Here is a 15,719-nt window from a genome sequence, read left to right as displayed (position 1 = left end):
GGCTGGGCCGAAGTTGCGCTGACCTTACAGGCAGTTGCGGGGGTTGGGGCAGCTGCTTTGGACCCGTTTAAGGACCTCCCCGTAGGCCTCCATCACCCCACCGAGATCCTTGCGGAAGCGGTCCTTGTCCAAAATCCGTTCTTCGGCATTGCTGTTGCGGCGATCCCAGAGCCTGCAGGTATCAGGGCTGATCTCGTCGGCGAGCAGGAGTGTTCCATCCGAGGCCAGACCCAACTCCAGCTTGAAATCCACCAGTTGCAGATCGAGCCCTTCAAAGAACGGCAGGAGCACGGCATTCACCCGGCGGGCCAGTTGTTCAATCGCTGACAATCGTGCTAGGTCCGCCACACCGAGCAGCTGCACGCGCGCCTCAGTGAGCAAGGGATCGCCCAGGGAATCATCCTTGTAATAGAGATCCAGCAGGGCAGGTTCGATGGCTGTGCCCTCCGCGATCGGCGTCTGACGGCACAGCGATCCGGTGGCGATGTTGCGCAGCACCACCTCAAGGGGAATGATCTCCACCCGACGCACCAGCATCCAGGTCTCCCCGGCCAGACCGCAGTAATGGGTCGGCACCCCCTCACGCTCCAGCAGCTCGAACAGGCGTGCTGAGATCTGGCAGTTCAGCCGACCTTTGTCGTCCAGCTGGGCTTTCTTCTGGGCATTGAAGGCGGTGGCGTCGTTCTTGAACTCCACCAGCACCCGGTCGGGATCCGTGCTGGCGAACACCCGCTTGGCCTTGCCTTCGTAAAGCAGCTCTCCGTGATCGGGCGTCATGGCGACGGTGCAACGGCTGATGGTCTTACATCAGCATGGCCTCCGGGATCCCGCGGTGAACGCAGCAGGGGATCGGGTTCGGCCTCCGGCTGCAGTTGCTGGAGCGCATAACGGTCATTGAGAACAGTGGCCAGCCGTTGGATCCGCTGCCGCGGCCGCGCGCCATCGCCCCCAGCCGCCAACTGCAGTTGCAGCTGTTGGTGCAGCAGGTCCATGGCCAGTCCCCAGGCCTCCGCTGCCGCGGCTTGGTCCAAGGCGGTTTCCAGCAGCTGATCGGCCTGCTCGAACTGATGGGCATCGAGCCATTGCGCCGCCTGCGCCAGTCGTTTCGCCCCCTGAACGCCCGTCAGATCGCACAACAGCTGCAGCTCCACAGCCACAGCGTTGTGGCCCAGAGCCGCTTCATGCAAAGCCAACTGATCGAGCCCATTGCCCTGATCCGGCAACGGCTTTCCAGGGAACAGAGGCGCATCCAGGGCTTTCAGATTGCCATCCACCAAACGGCGCAGCGCCAAAGCCGCCTGGCGGTGATCCAGGGCCGCTGCAGCAGCACGCCAGCGCAACAACAACCACTGACGCCGTTCATCGCCAACGCGGGGGGTGTAGCGGTTGAGCACCACGGCCACAGCTTCGGGGGCACCGCAGCTCATCAGGGCTTCGGCGTTCGCCAGCACCAGCTCCAAGGAATCGATCACCGGATGCAACTCCAGCAACCGATCGCGCAAGGCCTGGCGACGGCCGTCGGAGTTGGCGATGCGGGGGTTGAGACAAGCCTGCTCCGCCGCGGCCAGATCCATCTCAGCGAGAACGCTCTGAAAGCGTTCCTCGCGCATCACCTGCGGATCCGGGGCTGCCGTGACAGCAGCCAGAAGGGTGAGGGCGAAGGGGAAAAGGGGAGTCCCCATGGCGGGCTGCGGTCTACAAAGGAAAACCTACGAGGCCCAAACCGTTCCTCCTGCAACCATGGCCATGTCGTCCACCCGTCCCACCACGCTGCCCGCCCTCCAACGTGCCCTCGTCGTCGGTGGCGGCGGCAGGGAACAGGCCCTGGCCTGGGCCCTGGGCCGTTGTCCGGGCCTGGACACGGTCTGGATCACCCCTGGCAACGGCGGCACGGAAGGCAGCGCCATGGCGGTGGGCGAAACCGACAGCGCTGGGTTGATCGCGCTGTGCCAGCAGAACAGCGTCGACCTGGTGGTGGTGGGTCCGGAAGCGCCGCTGGCCGCTGGTGTTGCCGATGCCCTGCGCGATGCGGGCTTTGCCGTGTTCGGCCCGGGAGCGGAGGGGGCCCAACTGGAGGCAAGCAAAGCCTGGGCCAAGCAGCTGATGCAGGAGGCGGGGGTCCCCACCGCTGGCCACTGGGCGGTGACCAGTGAAGCCGAGGCCCTGGCGGTGTTGCAGGAGGTGCGACGGCCTCTGGTGGTCAAAGCCGATGGCTTGGCCGCCGGCAAGGGCGTCACGGTGGCGGACAGCGTGGAGGAATCGGAAACCGCCATCCGCGAAGCCTTTGAAGGGCGTTTCGGTGCCGCCGGCTCCCAGCTGGTGCTGGAGGAGCGGATGGAGGGCCCTGAAGTGTCGGTGTTCGCCCTCTGCGATGGGGAGCGGATGGTGCTGTTACCCCCAGCGCAGGACCACAAACGGCTCAAGGACGGTGATCGCGGACCCAACACCGGCGGCATGGGCGCCTATGCCCCCGCCCCGCTTCTGGATGCCGAGGGCCTCGAGGAAGTGCGCCGCATCGTGCTCGAGCCCACCTTGAAGGCCCTGCGCCAACGGGGCATCGATTACCGCGGTGTGATCTACGCCGGTCTGATGATCACGGCCGATGGGCCCCAGGTGATCGAATTCAACTGTCGCTTCGGCGATCCCGAATGCCAGACCTTGATGCCCCTGCTCGGCCCTGAGCTCGGCGCCGTGCTGCAGGCCTGTGCCCTGGGACGCCTCGATCTGACCCCGCAACTGAGCATCGCCGAACGCTGCAGTGCCTGCGTTGTGGCGGCCGCCGAGGGCTACCCGGAGGCCCCCCGCAAAGGCGATGCGATTCGCATCGACCTCGCCCCCAGCCCCAACCATCAGCTGTTCCATGCCGGCACCCGCCGCGACAGCTCCGGCGAACTGCTCACCGCAGGGGGCCGGGTGCTGGCCGTCGTCGCCCAGGGCGATGACTTCGATGCCGCCTTTGCCGGGGCCTACAACGGCCTCAATCAGCTGGATTACGCCGGAATCACCTACCGTCGAGACATCGGCCATCAGGTGCGCTCGGGCGGATGAGCAGCGGCAGCGGAGCAGCAATCGCTGATTGGGCGCTTCCCCCCAATGGCAAGCCGCCGGGGGACGACCAGAACCTCTGGGACCGCATCACCGCCTGGTGGGCGGAATTCACCCTCCAGACCAAGCTGCTGGCGATTGCCACCCTGGTGGTGAGCCTGATGATGACGGGCATCACCTTCTTCGCGCTGAACGGAATTCAGCGCGATGCCGTGATGAACGACACCCGCTACGCCCGGGATCTGGGCCTGCTGCTGGCCGGCAATGTCACTGAGCTGGTGGCGCAGGGCCAGGACCGTGAGCTGGCCAACGTGGCCGAAAAGTTCTGGCGTTCCAGCCGCAGCGTCCGCTACATCTTCTTCGCCGACCCCGAAGGCGTCGTCTACCTGGGAATCCCGATCAGCGGAACCCCCAGCAGTGGCGATGGAGAGCTTCGTCTCAACCGACGACTGGAGCTACCCGAGGAGCTGCGTCGACGCCCCCAGAACCCCCTGGTACGACAACACCTCACGCCCCAGGGTGCCGTCACCGATGTGTTCGTCCCCCTGATCCGCGGGGGTCAGTACTACGGCGTTCTCGGCCTTGGGGTGAACCCGAATGAGACGGCCCTGGCCAGCGCAGCCCTCACCCGGGAGGTGACCGTGGCCGTGTTCATCTCGATCTGGGTGCTGGTGATCCTGGGCGCGGTGTTCAACGCCCTCACCATCACCCGCCCGGTGAAGGAGCTGCTACGCGGGGTGCGCTCCGTCGCCTCCGGCAACTTCGGTGCCCGGGTTGACCTGCCAGTTGGTGGGGAACTGGGGGAACTGCTCACCGGCTTCAACGCCATGGCCTCCCAGCTCGAGGCCTATGACGAGGCCAACATCGAGGAGCTCACCGCCGCCCAGGTGAAGCAGCAGTCGTTGATCGCCACCATGGCCGACGGCGCCATGCTGCTGGATGCCGACGGCCGCATCGTGCTGGCCAATCCCACGGCACGGCGTCTGTTCCGCTGGGAAGGGCGCAGCCTGGAAGGCCAGGAGCTGGTGGGAGAACTGCCGGAACTGCTGGCCATCGAACTGCACAGTCCCCTCGATTCCCTGCTCGGTGGCGCGGCCGACAGTGAAGACCTGCGCTGCAGCGTGGGGGAACCGGCCCGCACCCTGCGCATCGTTTTGCAAGCGGTGCGTGATGCCAGCGGTGAAACCCTCAAGGGCATCGCCGTCACCATCCAAGACCTAACCCGCGAGGTGGAACTGAATGCGGCCCAGAGCCGCTTCATCAGCAATGTCTCCCATGAACTGCGGACGCCGCTGTTCAACATCAAGAGCTACGTCGAAACCCTGCACGACCTCGGCGATCAGCTCAGCCCCGATGAACAGAAGGAGTTTCTCGGGGTCGCCAACGACGAAACCGATCGACTCACCCGGCTGGTGAACGATGTGCTGGACCTCTCCCGGCTGGAGTCGGGCCGGACGCTGCAGTTCGAACCGATCAGCATGCGCCCGGCCATGGAGCAGACCCTGCGCACCTACCGGCTGAATGCCGAGGATCGCCAGGTGGAACTGGTGCTGGATGTTCCCGAAGAACTGCCCGAGGTGCTGGGCAACTGGGACCTGCTGCTCCAGGTGCTCGACAACCTGGTGGGCAATGCTCTGAAGTTCAGCCGGCCCGGCGGCCCCCTGGCGCTGCGGGCCTATCCCTGGCCCGACGCCTGTTCGGTGGAGGGAACGGCGATCACCAACAGTGATGGACCCACCTGCGCCCTCACCTCACCGCTGCCCAAGCTGAGGGTGGAGATTGCCGACACGGGCTGCGGCATCAGCAGCGCTGATCAGGAACGCATCTTCGATCGCTTCTTCCGGGTCGAGAACGCCGTTCACACGGAAGTGGGCACCGGACTGGGTCTTTCGATCGTGCGCGGGATTCTCGAGAAACACGGCGCCCAGGTTCAGATGGCGAGTGAGCCCGAGGTGGGCACCACCTTCTGGTTCGATCTGCCCCTGGCGGAAGCCGACAAGGATGAGCTGCAACTGCAGGCGGAACGGCGCAGCCGCAACGCCATCGCCGAGGCCGTGGAGCTTTAGATCAGTCCTCGGTGGAAACGCCGCGGGCGATGCGCGACAACTCGCTGCGCTCATCGGTGGTGACCCGATGGGGCACACCGGAAATGATCCGCTCAAAGTTGGAGAAGGAATCCTTGATCTGAGGGCCATTGCCCGTGATCACAAATTCGCGGATGCCCTTGTCGTGCCATGAACCGCGCATCTTGAACACGTTCAGGGCGCGGGCCATCTCCCCGCGGATCTCCACGTACTGCAGCAACAGGATCGTGTCGGTGATCGTGGAGATGTGGGAGTCGGTGATCGAATGGCTGCCCATGAACTCCTCGGAGGTGTTCGTGAAGAAGCCGGCGATCTCCTCCTGCTTGGCGTAGCCGGTCACCCCGATCACGAACTGACGGAAGGCGTTGTGGCTCACACCGCGCGCCAAGGCCGAGAGGGAATCGATCGCCATCCGCGACGGTTTGAACTGGCTGATCTCCGTCTTGATGATCTGCAGGTGATCCTCAAGGCCCGTGGATTCGGGGTAGGCGCAAATGATCTTGAGCAGCCCGTCTTGCTCCATCTGCTCGAAGTCGATGCCCCAGCTGGTGCCGTTGCGCAGCAGCTGAGCCCGCGATTCCTCATAGGCAAACAGGATCGCGCGTTCCTTGTTGCGGCAGGCGTCTTCGATGAATTTGGAGACGAGCATCGTCTTGCCCGTTCCGGTGGCGCCGGTGGCGAGGATGATCGAGTCCTTGAAGAAACCTCCGCCGCACATGTCGTCCAGGCGCGGCACGCCGGAACTGACCCGAACGTTGGATGAGCGCTGGGTGAGGCGCATGGCCCCGAGCGGGAAGATGCTGATGCCGTGGGTTCCCATGGTGAAGGGGAACTCGCCCTTCATGTGGGTGGTGCCCCGCAGCTTGAGAATCTCCAGGGTGCGCCGACGCCGCTCCCCTTCGAGCACGTTGCGCAGAATCACCACGTTGTCGGAGACGAATTCCTCAACGCCATAGCGGGCAATCGGGCCGTACTCGTCAATTCGTTCGGTGGTCATCACCGTGGTGACGCCGATTTCCTTGAGCCTTGCAATCAGCCGAAAGATCTCACGGCGCACCACGAACACAGCGTCGTACTGCTGGAACACCGCCGTGATCGAGTCGATGGCGACGCGCTTGGCCTTGTATTTGCAGATGGCGTAGTTGATCCGCTCGATCAAACCGGAGAGATCAAAACTGCCGGCCACGTCCTGGCCGTCCGGATCCGGTGAGGCATCGAGGATGAAGAGCTTGTCCTGCTCAACCATCTCCTGCAGGTTCCAGCCGAAACTGGCGGCGTTGCGCAGGATGTCGAGGGGTGATTCCTCGAAGGTGACGAAGATGCCGGGTTCGTCGAACTGCTTGATGCCGTTGTGGAGGAAGTGCAGCGAAAACACCGTCTTGCCGGTGCCGGACGTGCCGCTGATCAGCGTGCTGCGGCCGATCGGCAGACCGCCCTGGCACACATCATCAAAGCCCTCGATCCCTGTCGGGAGCTTTTGAACCTGCATCTGAGGCTGACCGCTGGTCGGAGGGAACTGCATGGCAACCACCTATGACTTGACCGTAGTGAGCAGGAGATGAACCGTGCTGGAGCGCACCATGTCGCTTAAGGATCTGAAGAAATCGTCGTGTCGGTCTCCTCATCGACCGCATCGATCAAGCTCGAACTGAGCGACGTATCTGACAGCTCGTCGTAAAGCAGATCCAGACCGATCAGCACCCGCTCGCGATCGGAGAGGTCACCGATGATGCGGCGCACCGGCGGAGGAAGAATCTTGGACAACGTCGGCGTTGCCAGGATCTTGTCTTCCTCAGCCAGTTGGGGATTTTTGAGCACATCAATCACCTTGAGGGCATACACCCCCCGGAATTCGGTCTCGAGGATGTTGCGCAGCGTTTTCAACGCCCGCATCGAATTGGGCGTATTGCCCGCCACGTAGAGCTTGAGGATGTAGGTCTTGCGGGGACTCATGACGACTCCTCCGAGGCATCGAGCTGATCCGTCGGGCGACGTACACGGCTGGAAGCCGTGCCCGACAGAGGAAGGTCCGGCGGAATGGAGCGCCGGTACATCTCACACAGATGCGCCATCACATCAAGAAGCGCAAGGCGGTAATCCTGAAGAAAGTCATGTTTGTGGCCCTCCAGACTCAGTTGTTTCCAGAATTCATCGATGAGATCCACGTGGATCTCAACGGTGCGGGTGATCGGCAGATCACTGAAGAAAGCGGTGTTGACGAAGCTTTCCAGGGCCTGATTGGCCGCGGCCGGATCGCTGAAATAACTCGCCAGCAGGTCCCGATAGGTGCGTTGAAGCGACAGCAGCAGATCCCTGCGCTCCTCGGGGGGCAGGCTGCCCAGGAAGCGCGATGGATCTCGCTTGTAGAAGACCCCTAGGTAGCCGAGTCGCTCCTGCAGGCGATCGGAAAGGTTGCTGACGGCGCGGGAGGAGGAGCTGCTGTCGTCCGTGCGTCCGTCGGCACGACCCTGGCGCAGAAAACGCGAAATGGCCGCATCCACGTTGTATCCCAGCTGGGCCAGCTGGTCGTCGGGCAGATGCAGCTCCTCGGGGTGGTAATCCACCTGCCCCTTCACCTCCCCAACGATCACGGCGGGAAAAAGCAGACCCGCCGCCAGCAGTTGCTCCTTGGCTGAAGCATCGAGCAGGCTCTGCTCGAGCACAACAGCGTCGAAGTCGTCCTGCCGGGGTCCGAGAACAGCCGCCAGGGTCTCCCCAGAATCAATCGTCAGAACAACAGACTCGTAACGGTTGGCCGGCAGCCAGGGGCGGCAGGCTTCCACCAGGGCTGGGCTGGCCAGCACGAGAGCAACAGTGAGGGCCGGCCTGGCCATCCGGGCATCCGCAGCGTCGAGGTATCTGAATCTTGACGATGGGGCGCGTCAGAGACGAAGATCTTTGTTTGTCTTTCGATTGCGGCTCAGGCCTGAATCGGTTCGCCGAGCCTGAACGCGTCTTTTCACCTTATGGCCGACACCAAACCAGCCGCGGAACAGAGCGGGACCTACGCCATCGTTGAGGCGTCGGGCACCCAGATCTGGCTGCAGCCCAACCGCTACTACGACATCGATCGGCTTCAAGCTGAGGTGGATGACACCATCAAGCTTGAGAACGTTCTCCTGGTGAAGGACGGCAAGGGCACCACCCTCGGCCAGCCCTACGTAAAGGACGCGACCGTGTCCCTGAAGGTGATGGCCCACCGCCGCGGTCCCAAGGTGATCGTTTACAAGATGCGCCCCAAAAAGAAAACCCGCCGCAAGAATGGTCACCGGCAGGAACTCACCCGGGTGATGGTTGAGTCCATCTCCGTGGGCGGCAAGGCCATCAGCTGACCTCTCCCCCTCGCTCCATCAACCGCCCCACCAGCATCTCTTCTCATGGCACATAAAAAAGGCACAGGCTCAACCCGTAACGGCCGCGACTCGAACGCCAAACGCCTTGGTGTGAAGGCCTACGGCGGCGAAACCGTCACCGCCGGTTCCATCCTGATCCGCCAGCGCGGCACCTCCGTTCTGCCCGGCGTCAATGTCGGCAAAGGCAAGGACGACACCCTGTTTGCCCTCACCGACGGCATCGTGAAGTTCGAATCGATCCGCCGCGGCCTGCGTAACCGCAAGCGCGTCAACATCACTGCAGCGGTCTGAGTTTCAAGGCCAACGTCAATCCAAAGCCCCGATGCCAGCTGGCACCGGGGCTTTTTTGTTGGCAGCTTGTGTTGCCGCAGCCTCAGGAACGCCGGTAGAGCCGAGCCGTGATCAACAGGGGGTGAAACACCTCCAGGAACTGAGCATGCAGGGTGCGGAAGAACCCATCCACCAGGGCCGGATCATCGAAATGGAAGGGGTACTCGCCCTGATGCCCTTTGAAGAAGTACCAGTTCAGAAGCGCGATGGCCCCGGGGGACATGCGCTGGTGAAACTCCAGCAACTGCGCCGAGGGATCCGGCAGGTGTTCCAGCACATCGAGGCAGACCACCGCATCGAAACGAACATCGCCTGTGCTGCTGAGGTCGCGATGCACCGAGAGCTTGTCCGCCAGCCCCAGGCTTTGCGCCCGTTGCTGAACAAAAGCCTGGTTGTGGGGATTGAGGTCGACAAAACAGACGTGATCGACCTCCGGCAGCGCCGCCGCTGATAGGGCGTGGGTGCCGATGCCACCGCCGAAATCCAGCACCTGGCCCTGCACCGCCATGCCCTGCAGCCGCAGCGTGTCGGCGATGTAGTCCGCACTGGAGAGGTGCCAGGCCGCCAGCTCCAGCAGGTGTCCCGTGCCCACCGTGTCCTCATAGAAGGCGGTGGCGTCCTCCGGCCGGAACGCACCGGGATGGAGATCCGCCAGGTCGTCGGTGCTGCTGGGCAGACGCTGCTCAAGCTGATCCAGCGTCAAGTCGAGGTAGCGACTGAGGTGTTGCTTGATGCCCAAACCGTCCGCCAGGAAAGCGGAGACGTCCACGTCCGTGCTGCTGCGGAGCTGGGGCATGGATGGGCATCAGGGAGCGGCCAACCTACGCAGCCGGCGGAATGCAACAGTCAGGGCACCCCGCTCCAGCCCCGGTGAACGGCCCCTTCGGCTTCGTGGTGATCGACAAGCCCGCAGGCCTCACCTCCCATGCCTGCGTCAGCCGCCTGCGCCGCAGCTACGGCCTCAAGCGCGTGGGCCATGGGGGCACCCTTGATCCTGCCGTCACCGGGGTTCTCCCCATTGCCCTAGGGCCGGCGACCCGATTGCTGCCGTACCTCCCCGGAGAGAAGACCTACACCGGGGTGATTCAGCTGGGCCGGCGCACCAGCAGCGACGATCTGGACGGAGAGCTGCTAGAGCAGCAGGCCTGGCCATCCCTTAGCGAAGCCGAGCTCAACAGCAGCCTGGAGGCGTTCCGGGGCGCGATTGAACAGCGTCCTCCGCAAGTCTCCGCCGTCCATGTGGATGGCGAACGGGCCCACGCCAGGGCACGGCGCGGTGAAGCCATGGATCTGCCGCCACGGGCCGTCACCGTGCACCGGCTGGAGCTGTTGGATTGGAATGCGGCCCTGGGGGAGCTCAGCATCGAGGTGAACTGTTCCGCCGGCACCTACATCCGCTCGATCGCCAGGGATCTGGGGGACCGCATCGGCTGCGGAGGTTGTCTGGCCTCCCTGCGTCGCACCCAAGCCCTGGGGTTCCATGCGCATCAGGCCCATCCCCTGCCGGAGCGAGACGCTGTGCCGCCCGATCCCCTCTCGCCGCTGCTGGCCCTGGGGGCCCTGCCCCGGCGTGATCTCAGCGAAGCCGAGCAGATCGACTGGCGCTGCGGCCGACGCATCGCGATGGATCCAGGGCCTGGAGAGGCGGTGGTGGTGTGCAATGCGGATGGAAGCATGGCCGGCATCGGCCACCGCGAGAGCGAAAGTCTGCTGCGACCCAAGGTGGTCTTCGATGCAGCAGGCTGAAACCAACCGGTCGCTCAGTACTCTCCGAGCGCATCCCGCCCTGCCCTGACGCGATGGCTGGCCACAGCAAATGGTCCCAGATCAAACGCACCAAGGCCGTCGTCGACGCCAAGCGTGGTGCGGTGTTCACCCGGCTGGGGCGGGAAATCATGGTGGCAGCCCGTGCCGGAGCCGATCCCGCCGGGAATTTTCAGTTGCGGACGGCCATCAGCAAAGCCCGGGCCGCTGGGGTGCCCGCCTCCAACATCGAGCGGGCCATCGCCAAGGGGTCAGGTCAGGCCGGTGATGGAGCCCAACTCGAGGAGGTGCGCTACGAGGGCTACGGCCCCGGCGGCATGGCGGTGCTGGTGGAAGCGCTCACGGACAACCGCAACCGCACCGCGGCGGATCTGCGGCTGGCCTTCAGCAAGAACGGCGGAAATCTGGGGGAAAACGGCTGCGTGGCCTACCTGTTTGAACACCGCAGCGAAGTGATCCTCAACGCCGGCCCAAACGACGAGGAACGGTTATTGGAAAGCCTCCTGGAGCTGGAGGCCGATGGCTATGAGCTGTTGGACGAATCAGTGATGGTGCACGGCCCCTTTGAGGCCTTGGAGAGCCTTCAGGACGGCTTGCGACGGGCCGACTGGAATGTGCGGGAATGGGGCCATCACTGGTCAGCCCAGACCAGCGTCTCTGTGAACGATCCCGACACCGCCCGCAGCTGCCTCAAGCTGCTGGATGCCCTCGACGGGCTCGACGATGTGCGCAGCGTCAGCGCCAACCTCGATCTCGCCGACGGACTGGAGCTCGACTGACGCCTCCTTGAAGTTTGTCGTCAGCAAATCCGCACCAAAGCTTGAGACCCTGAGCCCCGATCGACCCCAGCGCTAGGCCGAAGACATCCCTTCTGGAGGATCGCCATGTCCATGAAACAGCTGGAGACGTTCATGTCGCGGGTGCAGAGCAACGACTCGATCCGCGATGAGGTGCAGCGCTGCGGCAAGGACAACTCCTGCGTGGTCAAGGTCGGGGCCAAACACGGCCACAAGTTCTCGCCCGCACACCTGAGCCGCTGGCAAAAGGAACACTGACACCCGACCAGGCCGGCGGCTGGGCGCCCTCAGGGGGACTAAGTCGCCTTCTCCTCCTCGCCATCGGGTGGCTGACGGATCATCCGCGCCAGCATCTCCAACTTGGCGTTTTCCGATTCCGAGGCCCGGGTGGCCATCCAGGCACTGGCCGCCTTCTGCTGGGCCAGCTGCTGCACCAACGCCAGGGCCGTCTCGCGCAACTGCTCAAGGTCCTGACAGTCCTGAATGAAGCGCGTCCAGCGTTCTGCCTCAAAGCTCTGCTGAAGGCGCCGTTCCACGGGGTCGATGCTCATCGCAGCTGCTCTCGGCTGTTCAAGCTAAAGCCGCTGCATCGCACCAGAGCCAGACATTGGGATGGGTCAGCAGCCAGCTGGCGGGCAGCGCAGGATCCGGCTCCCTTAAGTCCAACAACCGCTTGAGGATGCCGGCCTTGGCGGCGCCGGTCACCACCAGATGAATCTCAGCAGCCTCGAGGATCTCCCACAGGCCCAGGGTGATGGCCCGCTGCGGCACAGCCTCAACGCAACCATCGAAGAGCACCGCGTTCTGCTGCCGGGTTGCAGGGGTCAGCTCGACCTCATGGCAGTGCTGATCAGGGGGACAAGGCGGCTCGTTGAAACCCACATGACCATTGCTGCCGAGCCCCAGAAGCTGCAGGCCGATGCCCCCGCAGCCGCTGAGCTGCTCGCCGTAGCGCCGCGCGGCAACCGCTCCGTCAGCGGCAGTGCTGTTGGGCAGGTGCACCGCTGAAGCGGGCAAACCCAGGGGTGCAGCGAGGTGGTGGGTCATGTAGGCCCTGTAGCCACGGGGATCGTCCGCCGAAAGTCCGAGGTATTCGTCCAGATTGAAGCTGCACCATCGGGCCCGCAGGGCCTCCAGCTCATCGGCAGACCACGACAGCAGCCGTTCCACCAGGGTTCGATAGAGCGGCTCCATCGTGCGTCCCGTGGCGAGGCCCAAGGGCTTCAGGGGATCAGGCCCCTGCCAACTGCGCAGATGACGCTCCAGATGGGCCGCCAGCACAGCGCAGAGATCCGTGTCACTGGAATGGCGTTGCAGACGACAGGGAAACCGTGCCAAAGGGCGAAACCGGCATGTCTCTCCAGAGTGGCTTCGTTGGGGGCTTCAGCGCCAGCGATGGGTCGTGGTGCGGCTGGTAGGGAACAACCTCAGCCCCGCGGTAGTAGTGCCGAAGAATCGAGCGGAAGTGAGCCCCCTGCTCCGCCAGACCATGGGCTCCCCACTGACTCATGCCAACGCCATGGCCATAGCCCTGGCCCTTCACCAGCAGCTGGAGTCCGCCAGCGGACCAACGACGCACCGACGTCTTGCTGACCAGCACCGGAGGAGGGGCCACCAATAGGGGCAGCCTTGCTCCCCGCTGGCGAGCCGCCGATGCGGTGATCCGATCAATGCGGGAGCCCGGGCGAGCGGTTGCAGTCACCCGCCGCACCGGAAGCTCCACGGGTGAACGCTGCCCCCCCGCCACCATCTCAAAGTTCACCAGGGTGCTTTTGAGTCCCAACCGCTTGCGCAGCTCGCCGCCGCTGAGCACCAGCGATCCGCGGGGCCCGCGCAAGCGGGCCTCACGCACCCGTCCGCTGGCGGAACGACTCAGCACCTCAACGTCCTGGAGCCCACCGGTTTCGGGCAGCCGCTGACGCAGCCCAGCCGAATCAAACCATTGTTCCCAGCGGTGCACCGGGCTGTGCTGATCTTGATCGGGGACGCTGACCAGATAGGGATGCTGGCGGCGCCAGACCATCCCACTCGCCTCGGTCACCCCGCCAGAACTGCTGTGGAAGACGGCATCGATCAGGCGACCGCCGTGCACGAGCACCAGCGAACGGGTGCTCGCCACCGCCTTGCGTGTGCTCGGCGTTTCCGACTCCACGCCGCGGTACACCTGACTCGTCACCGTGGCCTTCACATCCCAGGCACCACCGCGACTGCGCTGTTTCAACGCATAGGTGCGCGCGGCCACGGCCTGGGCCTGCAGGGCAGCCAGGGGCCAGCGGTGGGGCATTTCGCTGCCGACAACACTGGCGAGATAGGTCTCAACGCCCAGGCTGTTGACCACCCGCAAGGTGCCGCCGCGGCCGCTGACGCGCAGCACACCCCGGTAGCGACGCCCTCCAAACCAGATGCCCCGTGGATCGTCGTTCTGCACCGTCACCAGGGTGCTGGGGGCCAGCCGCATCGATCGGCCATCCACAGTGGCGCTCAGGCGGGCCCCTTGAAGGCTGAGCTGCAGCCGCTGTGGCCGTCGCTCGCCGCCGGGGAGTCCCTGCACCCGCAGCGGCAGTGCGCCATCGGAGCGCAGGCTGACCCGGTTGCTCTCCTGCAGCAGCACGCGCATCTGCGGCTCGCGGCCGCGGGCCAGCGCCACCGGTGATGGAGCGATCACAGCGACGAGCACCAGACCGACGGCAACGAAGGCGCGGCGCACGCTGGAGATCAACAGGCGCCCCAGTGTGCCGCCTGTTCCTGGGTTCAGCCAGATGGCAGCATGAGTCCTGAGGAGCACCGGCCTTGCAGGTCACATTTCTCGGTACAAGTTCTGGGGTACCCACCCGGGCCCGCAACGTTTCAGCCGTGGCTCTGCGCTTGCCGCAGCGCTCGGAGATGTGGCTGTTCGACTGCGGCGAGGGAACCCAACATCAGTTTTTACGCAGTGATCTGCGGCTCTCGCAGCTGCGCCGGGTGTTCATCACCCACATGCATGGCGACCACGTGTTCGGCCTGCCTGGTCTGCTCGCTAGCATCGGGCTCGCCGGCAGCAGCGCCGCAGGGGTGGATCTCTACGGGCCGGACCCGCTGGAGAATTATCTCAATGGTGTGTTGCGCACCAGCTCCACCCGGATCGGCTATCCCCTCGCTGTCCACAGGGTCCGGAATGCAGCCGAGCAGGGCACGCTGCTGTTCGAGGACGACGACTTCACGGTGCGCTGCACCCCGCTCACCCACCGAGTGCCGGCCTACGCCTACCGGATCGAACAGAAGCCCCTGGCAGGTCGCTTCGACATTAAGAAAGCACGGGAACTGAACATCCCACCTGGCCCCGTGTACGCCAAGTTGAAGCGGGGTGAAACGGCGACCCTGGAGGACGGTCGCAGCATCGACGGCACCAGCCTCTGCGGTGAGGAGCGGCCCGGTGTGAGCGTCGTCTATTGCACCGACACCGTGTTCTGCGAAGCGGCCGTCGAGCTTGCGCGCGGCGCGGATCTGCTGATCCATGAATCCACCTTTGCCCATGGCGATGCGGAGATGGCGTTCCAGAAACAGCACTCCACCAGCACCATGGCTGCCCAGACGGCCGCCGAAGCGGGTGTGGGGCAGCTGGTGCTCACCCACCTCAGCCCCCGCTACGTGCCGGGCAACCCGGTCACGCCTCAAGACCTGTTGAACGAGGCCAAGGCAATCTTCCCCAACACGCTGCTGGCCAAGGACTTCCTCAGCATTGACGTCAAACCACGCTGCAACAGTTCGTGATCCGGCCACAGAGGGTCACTTCCCCGTGATACAAGAGCTTGGTGCGGTGAATGCGTCACACCCCCTTACCTTCATGGCCTCTGTGTTCTCTTCCTTGCGACGGTCCCTGAAGGGCCTTCTGGTCCTCATCCCGGTGCTGATCGGTTTGGCCGTTATCTCTCCGGCTCAGGCGGCCCAGTGGGACGCTGAGACCCTAACGGTTCCGGCAGATCCCTCCGGCACAGAGGTGACCTTCAGCGATCGTGAAATCGATGCTGGCCGCAAGGTGTTCAACACCAGCTGCGGCACCTGCCACGCCGGCGGCATCACCAAGACCAACCACAACGTGGGCTTGGATCCTGAGACCCTGGCCCTGGCCACCCCGGCCCGCGACAACGTTGAGGCCCTGGTCGACTACATGAAGGACCCCACCTCCTACGACGGTGAGTACAGCATTGCTGACCTGCACCCGAGCATGCGCGACGCTGAGCTCTACCCCGCCATGCGCGATCTCGATGATGAGGATCTGCGCCTGATGGCTGGCTACATCCTGGTGTCGCCCAAAGTCCAGGGCAGTGCCTGGGGTGGCGGCAAGATCTACTTCTGATCAGCTTCTG

Annotated in this window: 18 protein-coding genes; 9 read left to right on the top strand and 9 right to left on the bottom strand. The window is 64.3% G+C overall.

Annotation, left to right across the window (positions count from 1 at the left end; genetic code table 11):
• Positions 1 to 24: 24 nt before the first annotated feature.
• The gene (purC, locus tag DXY33_RS03995; protein ID WP_115131833.1) at positions 25 to 777 is read right to left on the bottom strand and encodes a phosphoribosylaminoimidazolesuccinocarboxamide synthase; all 753 of its coding nucleotides are present in this window, start codon (positions 775 to 777) and stop codon (positions 25 to 27) included.
• Positions 774 to 1,682: a hypothetical protein gene (locus tag DXY33_RS03990; protein ID WP_115131832.1), complete on the bottom strand. Its 909-nt coding sequence runs from the start codon at positions 1,680 to 1,682 to the stop codon at positions 774 to 776. Before DXY33_RS03990 ends, purC begins: the two co-directional genes overlap by 4 nt.
• A gap of 58 nt (positions 1,683 to 1,740) precedes the next feature.
• Between DXY33_RS03990 and purD the strand changes: the two genes are divergently transcribed.
• Positions 1,741 to 3,048, top strand: coding sequence for a phosphoribosylamine--glycine ligase (gene purD, locus DXY33_RS03985; RefSeq protein WP_115131831.1), 1,308 nt, complete (start codon positions 1,741 to 1,743; stop codon positions 3,046 to 3,048).
• Positions 3,045 to 5,111 carry an ATP-binding protein gene (locus tag DXY33_RS03980; protein WP_115131830.1) on the top strand — a complete coding sequence of 689 codons (2,067 nt, stop codon included), beginning with the start codon at positions 3,045 to 3,047 and terminating at the stop codon, positions 5,109 to 5,111. The genes purD and DXY33_RS03980 overlap by 4 nt, the downstream gene beginning before the upstream one ends.
• A 1-nt stretch (position 5,112) precedes the next feature.
• Here DXY33_RS03980 and kaiC read toward each other — a convergent pair whose 3' ends face one another.
• The 3 genes from kaiC to DXY33_RS03965 all read right to left on the bottom strand — a co-directional run bounded on the left by kaiC (position 5,113) and on the right by DXY33_RS03965 (position 7,963).
• Positions 5,113 to 6,651 (bottom strand): circadian clock protein KaiC, encoded by a 1,539-nt coding sequence (gene kaiC, locus DXY33_RS03975; protein ID WP_115131915.1) that lies wholly within the window; start codon positions 6,649 to 6,651, stop codon positions 5,113 to 5,115.
• A 65-nt stretch (positions 6,652 to 6,716) separates the two neighbouring features.
• Positions 6,717 to 7,082 (bottom strand): circadian clock protein KaiB, encoded by a 366-nt coding sequence (gene kaiB, locus DXY33_RS03970; protein WP_114989467.1) that lies wholly within the window; start codon positions 7,080 to 7,082, stop codon positions 6,717 to 6,719.
• Positions 7,079 to 7,963 carry a circadian clock protein KaiA gene (locus DXY33_RS03965; protein WP_115131829.1) on the bottom strand — a complete coding sequence of 295 codons (885 nt, stop codon included), beginning with the start codon at positions 7,961 to 7,963 and terminating at the stop codon, positions 7,079 to 7,081. The genes kaiB and DXY33_RS03965 overlap by 4 nt, the downstream gene beginning before the upstream one ends.
• Positions 7,964 to 8,095: 132 nt before the next feature.
• Between DXY33_RS03965 and rplU the strand changes: the two genes are divergently transcribed.
• Complete coding sequence (rplU, locus tag DXY33_RS03960; RefSeq protein ID WP_011365073.1) at positions 8,096 to 8,461, top strand: 50S ribosomal protein L21; 366 nt, start codon at positions 8,096 to 8,098, stop codon at positions 8,459 to 8,461.
• A gap of 45 nt (positions 8,462 to 8,506) precedes the next feature.
• A complete protein-coding gene (rpmA, locus tag DXY33_RS03955; RefSeq protein WP_115131828.1) occupies positions 8,507 to 8,773 on the top strand; it encodes a 50S ribosomal protein L27 in 267 nt (88 codons plus the stop codon).
• An 82-nt stretch (positions 8,774 to 8,855) separates the two neighbouring features.
• On the opposite strand, the gene DXY33_RS03950 is transcribed toward rpmA, so the two are convergent.
• Positions 8,856 to 9,608, bottom strand: coding sequence for a bifunctional 2-polyprenyl-6-hydroxyphenol methylase/3-demethylubiquinol 3-O-methyltransferase UbiG (locus DXY33_RS03950; RefSeq protein WP_115131827.1), 753 nt, complete (start codon positions 9,606 to 9,608; stop codon positions 8,856 to 8,858).
• 41 nt (positions 9,609 to 9,649) lie between these two features.
• Here DXY33_RS03950 and truB point away from each other — a divergent pair, with 41 nt between their 5' ends.
• The 3 genes from truB (at position 9,650) to DXY33_RS03935 (ending at position 11,631) form a co-directional block, all read left to right on the top strand.
• A complete protein-coding gene (gene truB / locus DXY33_RS03945; protein ID WP_115131914.1) occupies positions 9,650 to 10,558 on the top strand; it encodes a tRNA pseudouridine(55) synthase TruB in 909 nt (302 codons plus the stop codon).
• A 53-nt stretch (positions 10,559 to 10,611) separates the two neighbouring features.
• Positions 10,612 to 11,355, top strand: coding sequence for a YebC/PmpR family DNA-binding transcriptional regulator (locus DXY33_RS03940; RefSeq protein ID WP_115131826.1), 744 nt, complete (start codon positions 10,612 to 10,614; stop codon positions 11,353 to 11,355).
• 105 nt (positions 11,356 to 11,460) lie between these two features.
• The gene (locus DXY33_RS03935) at positions 11,461 to 11,631 is read left to right on the top strand and encodes a Nif11 family protein (protein ID WP_071823080.1); all 171 of its coding nucleotides are present in this window, start codon (positions 11,461 to 11,463) and stop codon (positions 11,629 to 11,631) included.
• Positions 11,632 to 11,669: 38 nt separating this feature from the next.
• Here DXY33_RS03935 and DXY33_RS03930 read toward each other — a convergent pair whose 3' ends face one another.
• The 3 genes from DXY33_RS03930 to DXY33_RS03920 are packed head-to-tail and all read right to left on the bottom strand — an operon-like array spanning position 11,670 to position 14,158.
• Positions 11,670 to 11,924, bottom strand: a complete 255-nt coding sequence (locus DXY33_RS03930) for a hypothetical protein (protein ID WP_115131825.1) — start codon at positions 11,922 to 11,924, stop codon at positions 11,670 to 11,672.
• Positions 11,925 to 11,943: 19 nt separating this feature from the next.
• The gene (locus DXY33_RS03925; protein ID WP_256377189.1) at positions 11,944 to 12,711 is read right to left on the bottom strand and encodes a glucosamine-6-phosphate deaminase; all 768 of its coding nucleotides are present in this window, start codon (positions 12,709 to 12,711) and stop codon (positions 11,944 to 11,946) included.
• Positions 12,671 to 14,158, bottom strand: coding sequence for a SpoIID/LytB domain-containing protein (locus DXY33_RS03920; protein WP_115131823.1), 1,488 nt, complete (start codon positions 14,156 to 14,158; stop codon positions 12,671 to 12,673). The genes DXY33_RS03925 and DXY33_RS03920 overlap by 41 nt, the downstream gene beginning before the upstream one ends.
• Before the next feature lie 5 nt (positions 14,159 to 14,163).
• On the opposite strand from DXY33_RS03920, the gene rnz reads away from it, so the two are divergent.
• Complete coding sequence (gene rnz / locus DXY33_RS03915; protein ID WP_115131822.1) at positions 14,164 to 15,123, top strand: ribonuclease Z; 960 nt, start codon at positions 14,164 to 14,166, stop codon at positions 15,121 to 15,123.
• Positions 15,124 to 15,196: 73 nt separating this feature from the next.
• Positions 15,197 to 15,709: a photosystem II cytochrome c-550 gene (gene psbV / locus DXY33_RS03910; protein ID WP_222929014.1), complete on the top strand. Its 513-nt coding sequence runs from the start codon at positions 15,197 to 15,199 to the stop codon at positions 15,707 to 15,709.
• The last annotated feature ends 10 nt before the right edge of the window (positions 15,710 to 15,719 follow it).

This window comes from Synechococcus sp. N26 (assembly GCF_900473975.1).
Classification (GTDB): domain Bacteria; phylum Cyanobacteriota; class Cyanobacteriia; order PCC-6307; family Cyanobiaceae; genus Parasynechococcus.
Note: the sequence above shows the minus strand (reverse complement) of the source record. Positions and strands in the feature narration are given on the sequence as shown.

Bases quoted from the DNA above. Each gene is read 5' to 3' on its own strand.
- DXY33_RS03990 (WP_115131832.1), bottom strand. From the start codon at position 1,682: ATGGGGACTCCCCTTTTCCCCTTCGCCCTCACCCTTCTGGCTGCTGTC.
- DXY33_RS03930 (WP_115131825.1), bottom strand. From the start codon at position 11,924: ATGAGCATCGACCCCGTGGAACGGCGCCTTCAGCAGAGCTTTGAGGCA.
- rpmA (WP_115131828.1), top strand. From the start codon at position 8,507: ATGGCACATAAAAAAGGCACAGGCTCAACCCGTAACGGCCGCGACTCG.
- truB (WP_115131914.1), top strand. From the start codon at position 9,650: ATGCAACAGTCAGGGCACCCCGCTCCAGCCCCGGTGAACGGCCCCTTC.
- DXY33_RS03950 (WP_115131827.1), bottom strand. From the start codon at position 9,608: ATGCCCCAGCTCCGCAGCAGCACGGACGTGGACGTCTCCGCTTTCCTG.
- DXY33_RS03980 (WP_115131830.1), top strand. From the start codon at position 3,045: ATGAGCAGCGGCAGCGGAGCAGCAATCGCTGATTGGGCGCTTCCCCCC.
- kaiB (WP_114989467.1), bottom strand. From the start codon at position 7,082: ATGAGTCCCCGCAAGACCTACATCCTCAAGCTCTACGTGGCGGGCAAT.
- DXY33_RS03965 (WP_115131829.1), bottom strand. From the start codon at position 7,963: ATGGCCAGGCCGGCCCTCACTGTTGCTCTCGTGCTGGCCAGCCCAGCC.
- purC (WP_115131833.1), bottom strand. From the start codon at position 777: ATGACGCCCGATCACGGAGAGCTGCTTTACGAAGGCAAGGCCAAGCGG.
- psbV (WP_222929014.1), top strand. From the start codon at position 15,197: ATGGCCTCTGTGTTCTCTTCCTTGCGACGGTCCCTGAAGGGCCTTCTG.
- kaiC (WP_115131915.1), bottom strand. From the start codon at position 6,651: ATGCAGTTCCCTCCGACCAGCGGTCAGCCTCAGATGCAGGTTCAAAAG.
- purD (WP_115131831.1), top strand. From the start codon at position 1,741: ATGGCCATGTCGTCCACCCGTCCCACCACGCTGCCCGCCCTCCAACGT.
- DXY33_RS03935 (WP_071823080.1), top strand. From the start codon at position 11,461: ATGTCCATGAAACAGCTGGAGACGTTCATGTCGCGGGTGCAGAGCAAC.
- rplU (WP_011365073.1), top strand. From the start codon at position 8,096: ATGGCCGACACCAAACCAGCCGCGGAACAGAGCGGGACCTACGCCATC.
- DXY33_RS03940 (WP_115131826.1), top strand. From the start codon at position 10,612: ATGGCTGGCCACAGCAAATGGTCCCAGATCAAACGCACCAAGGCCGTC.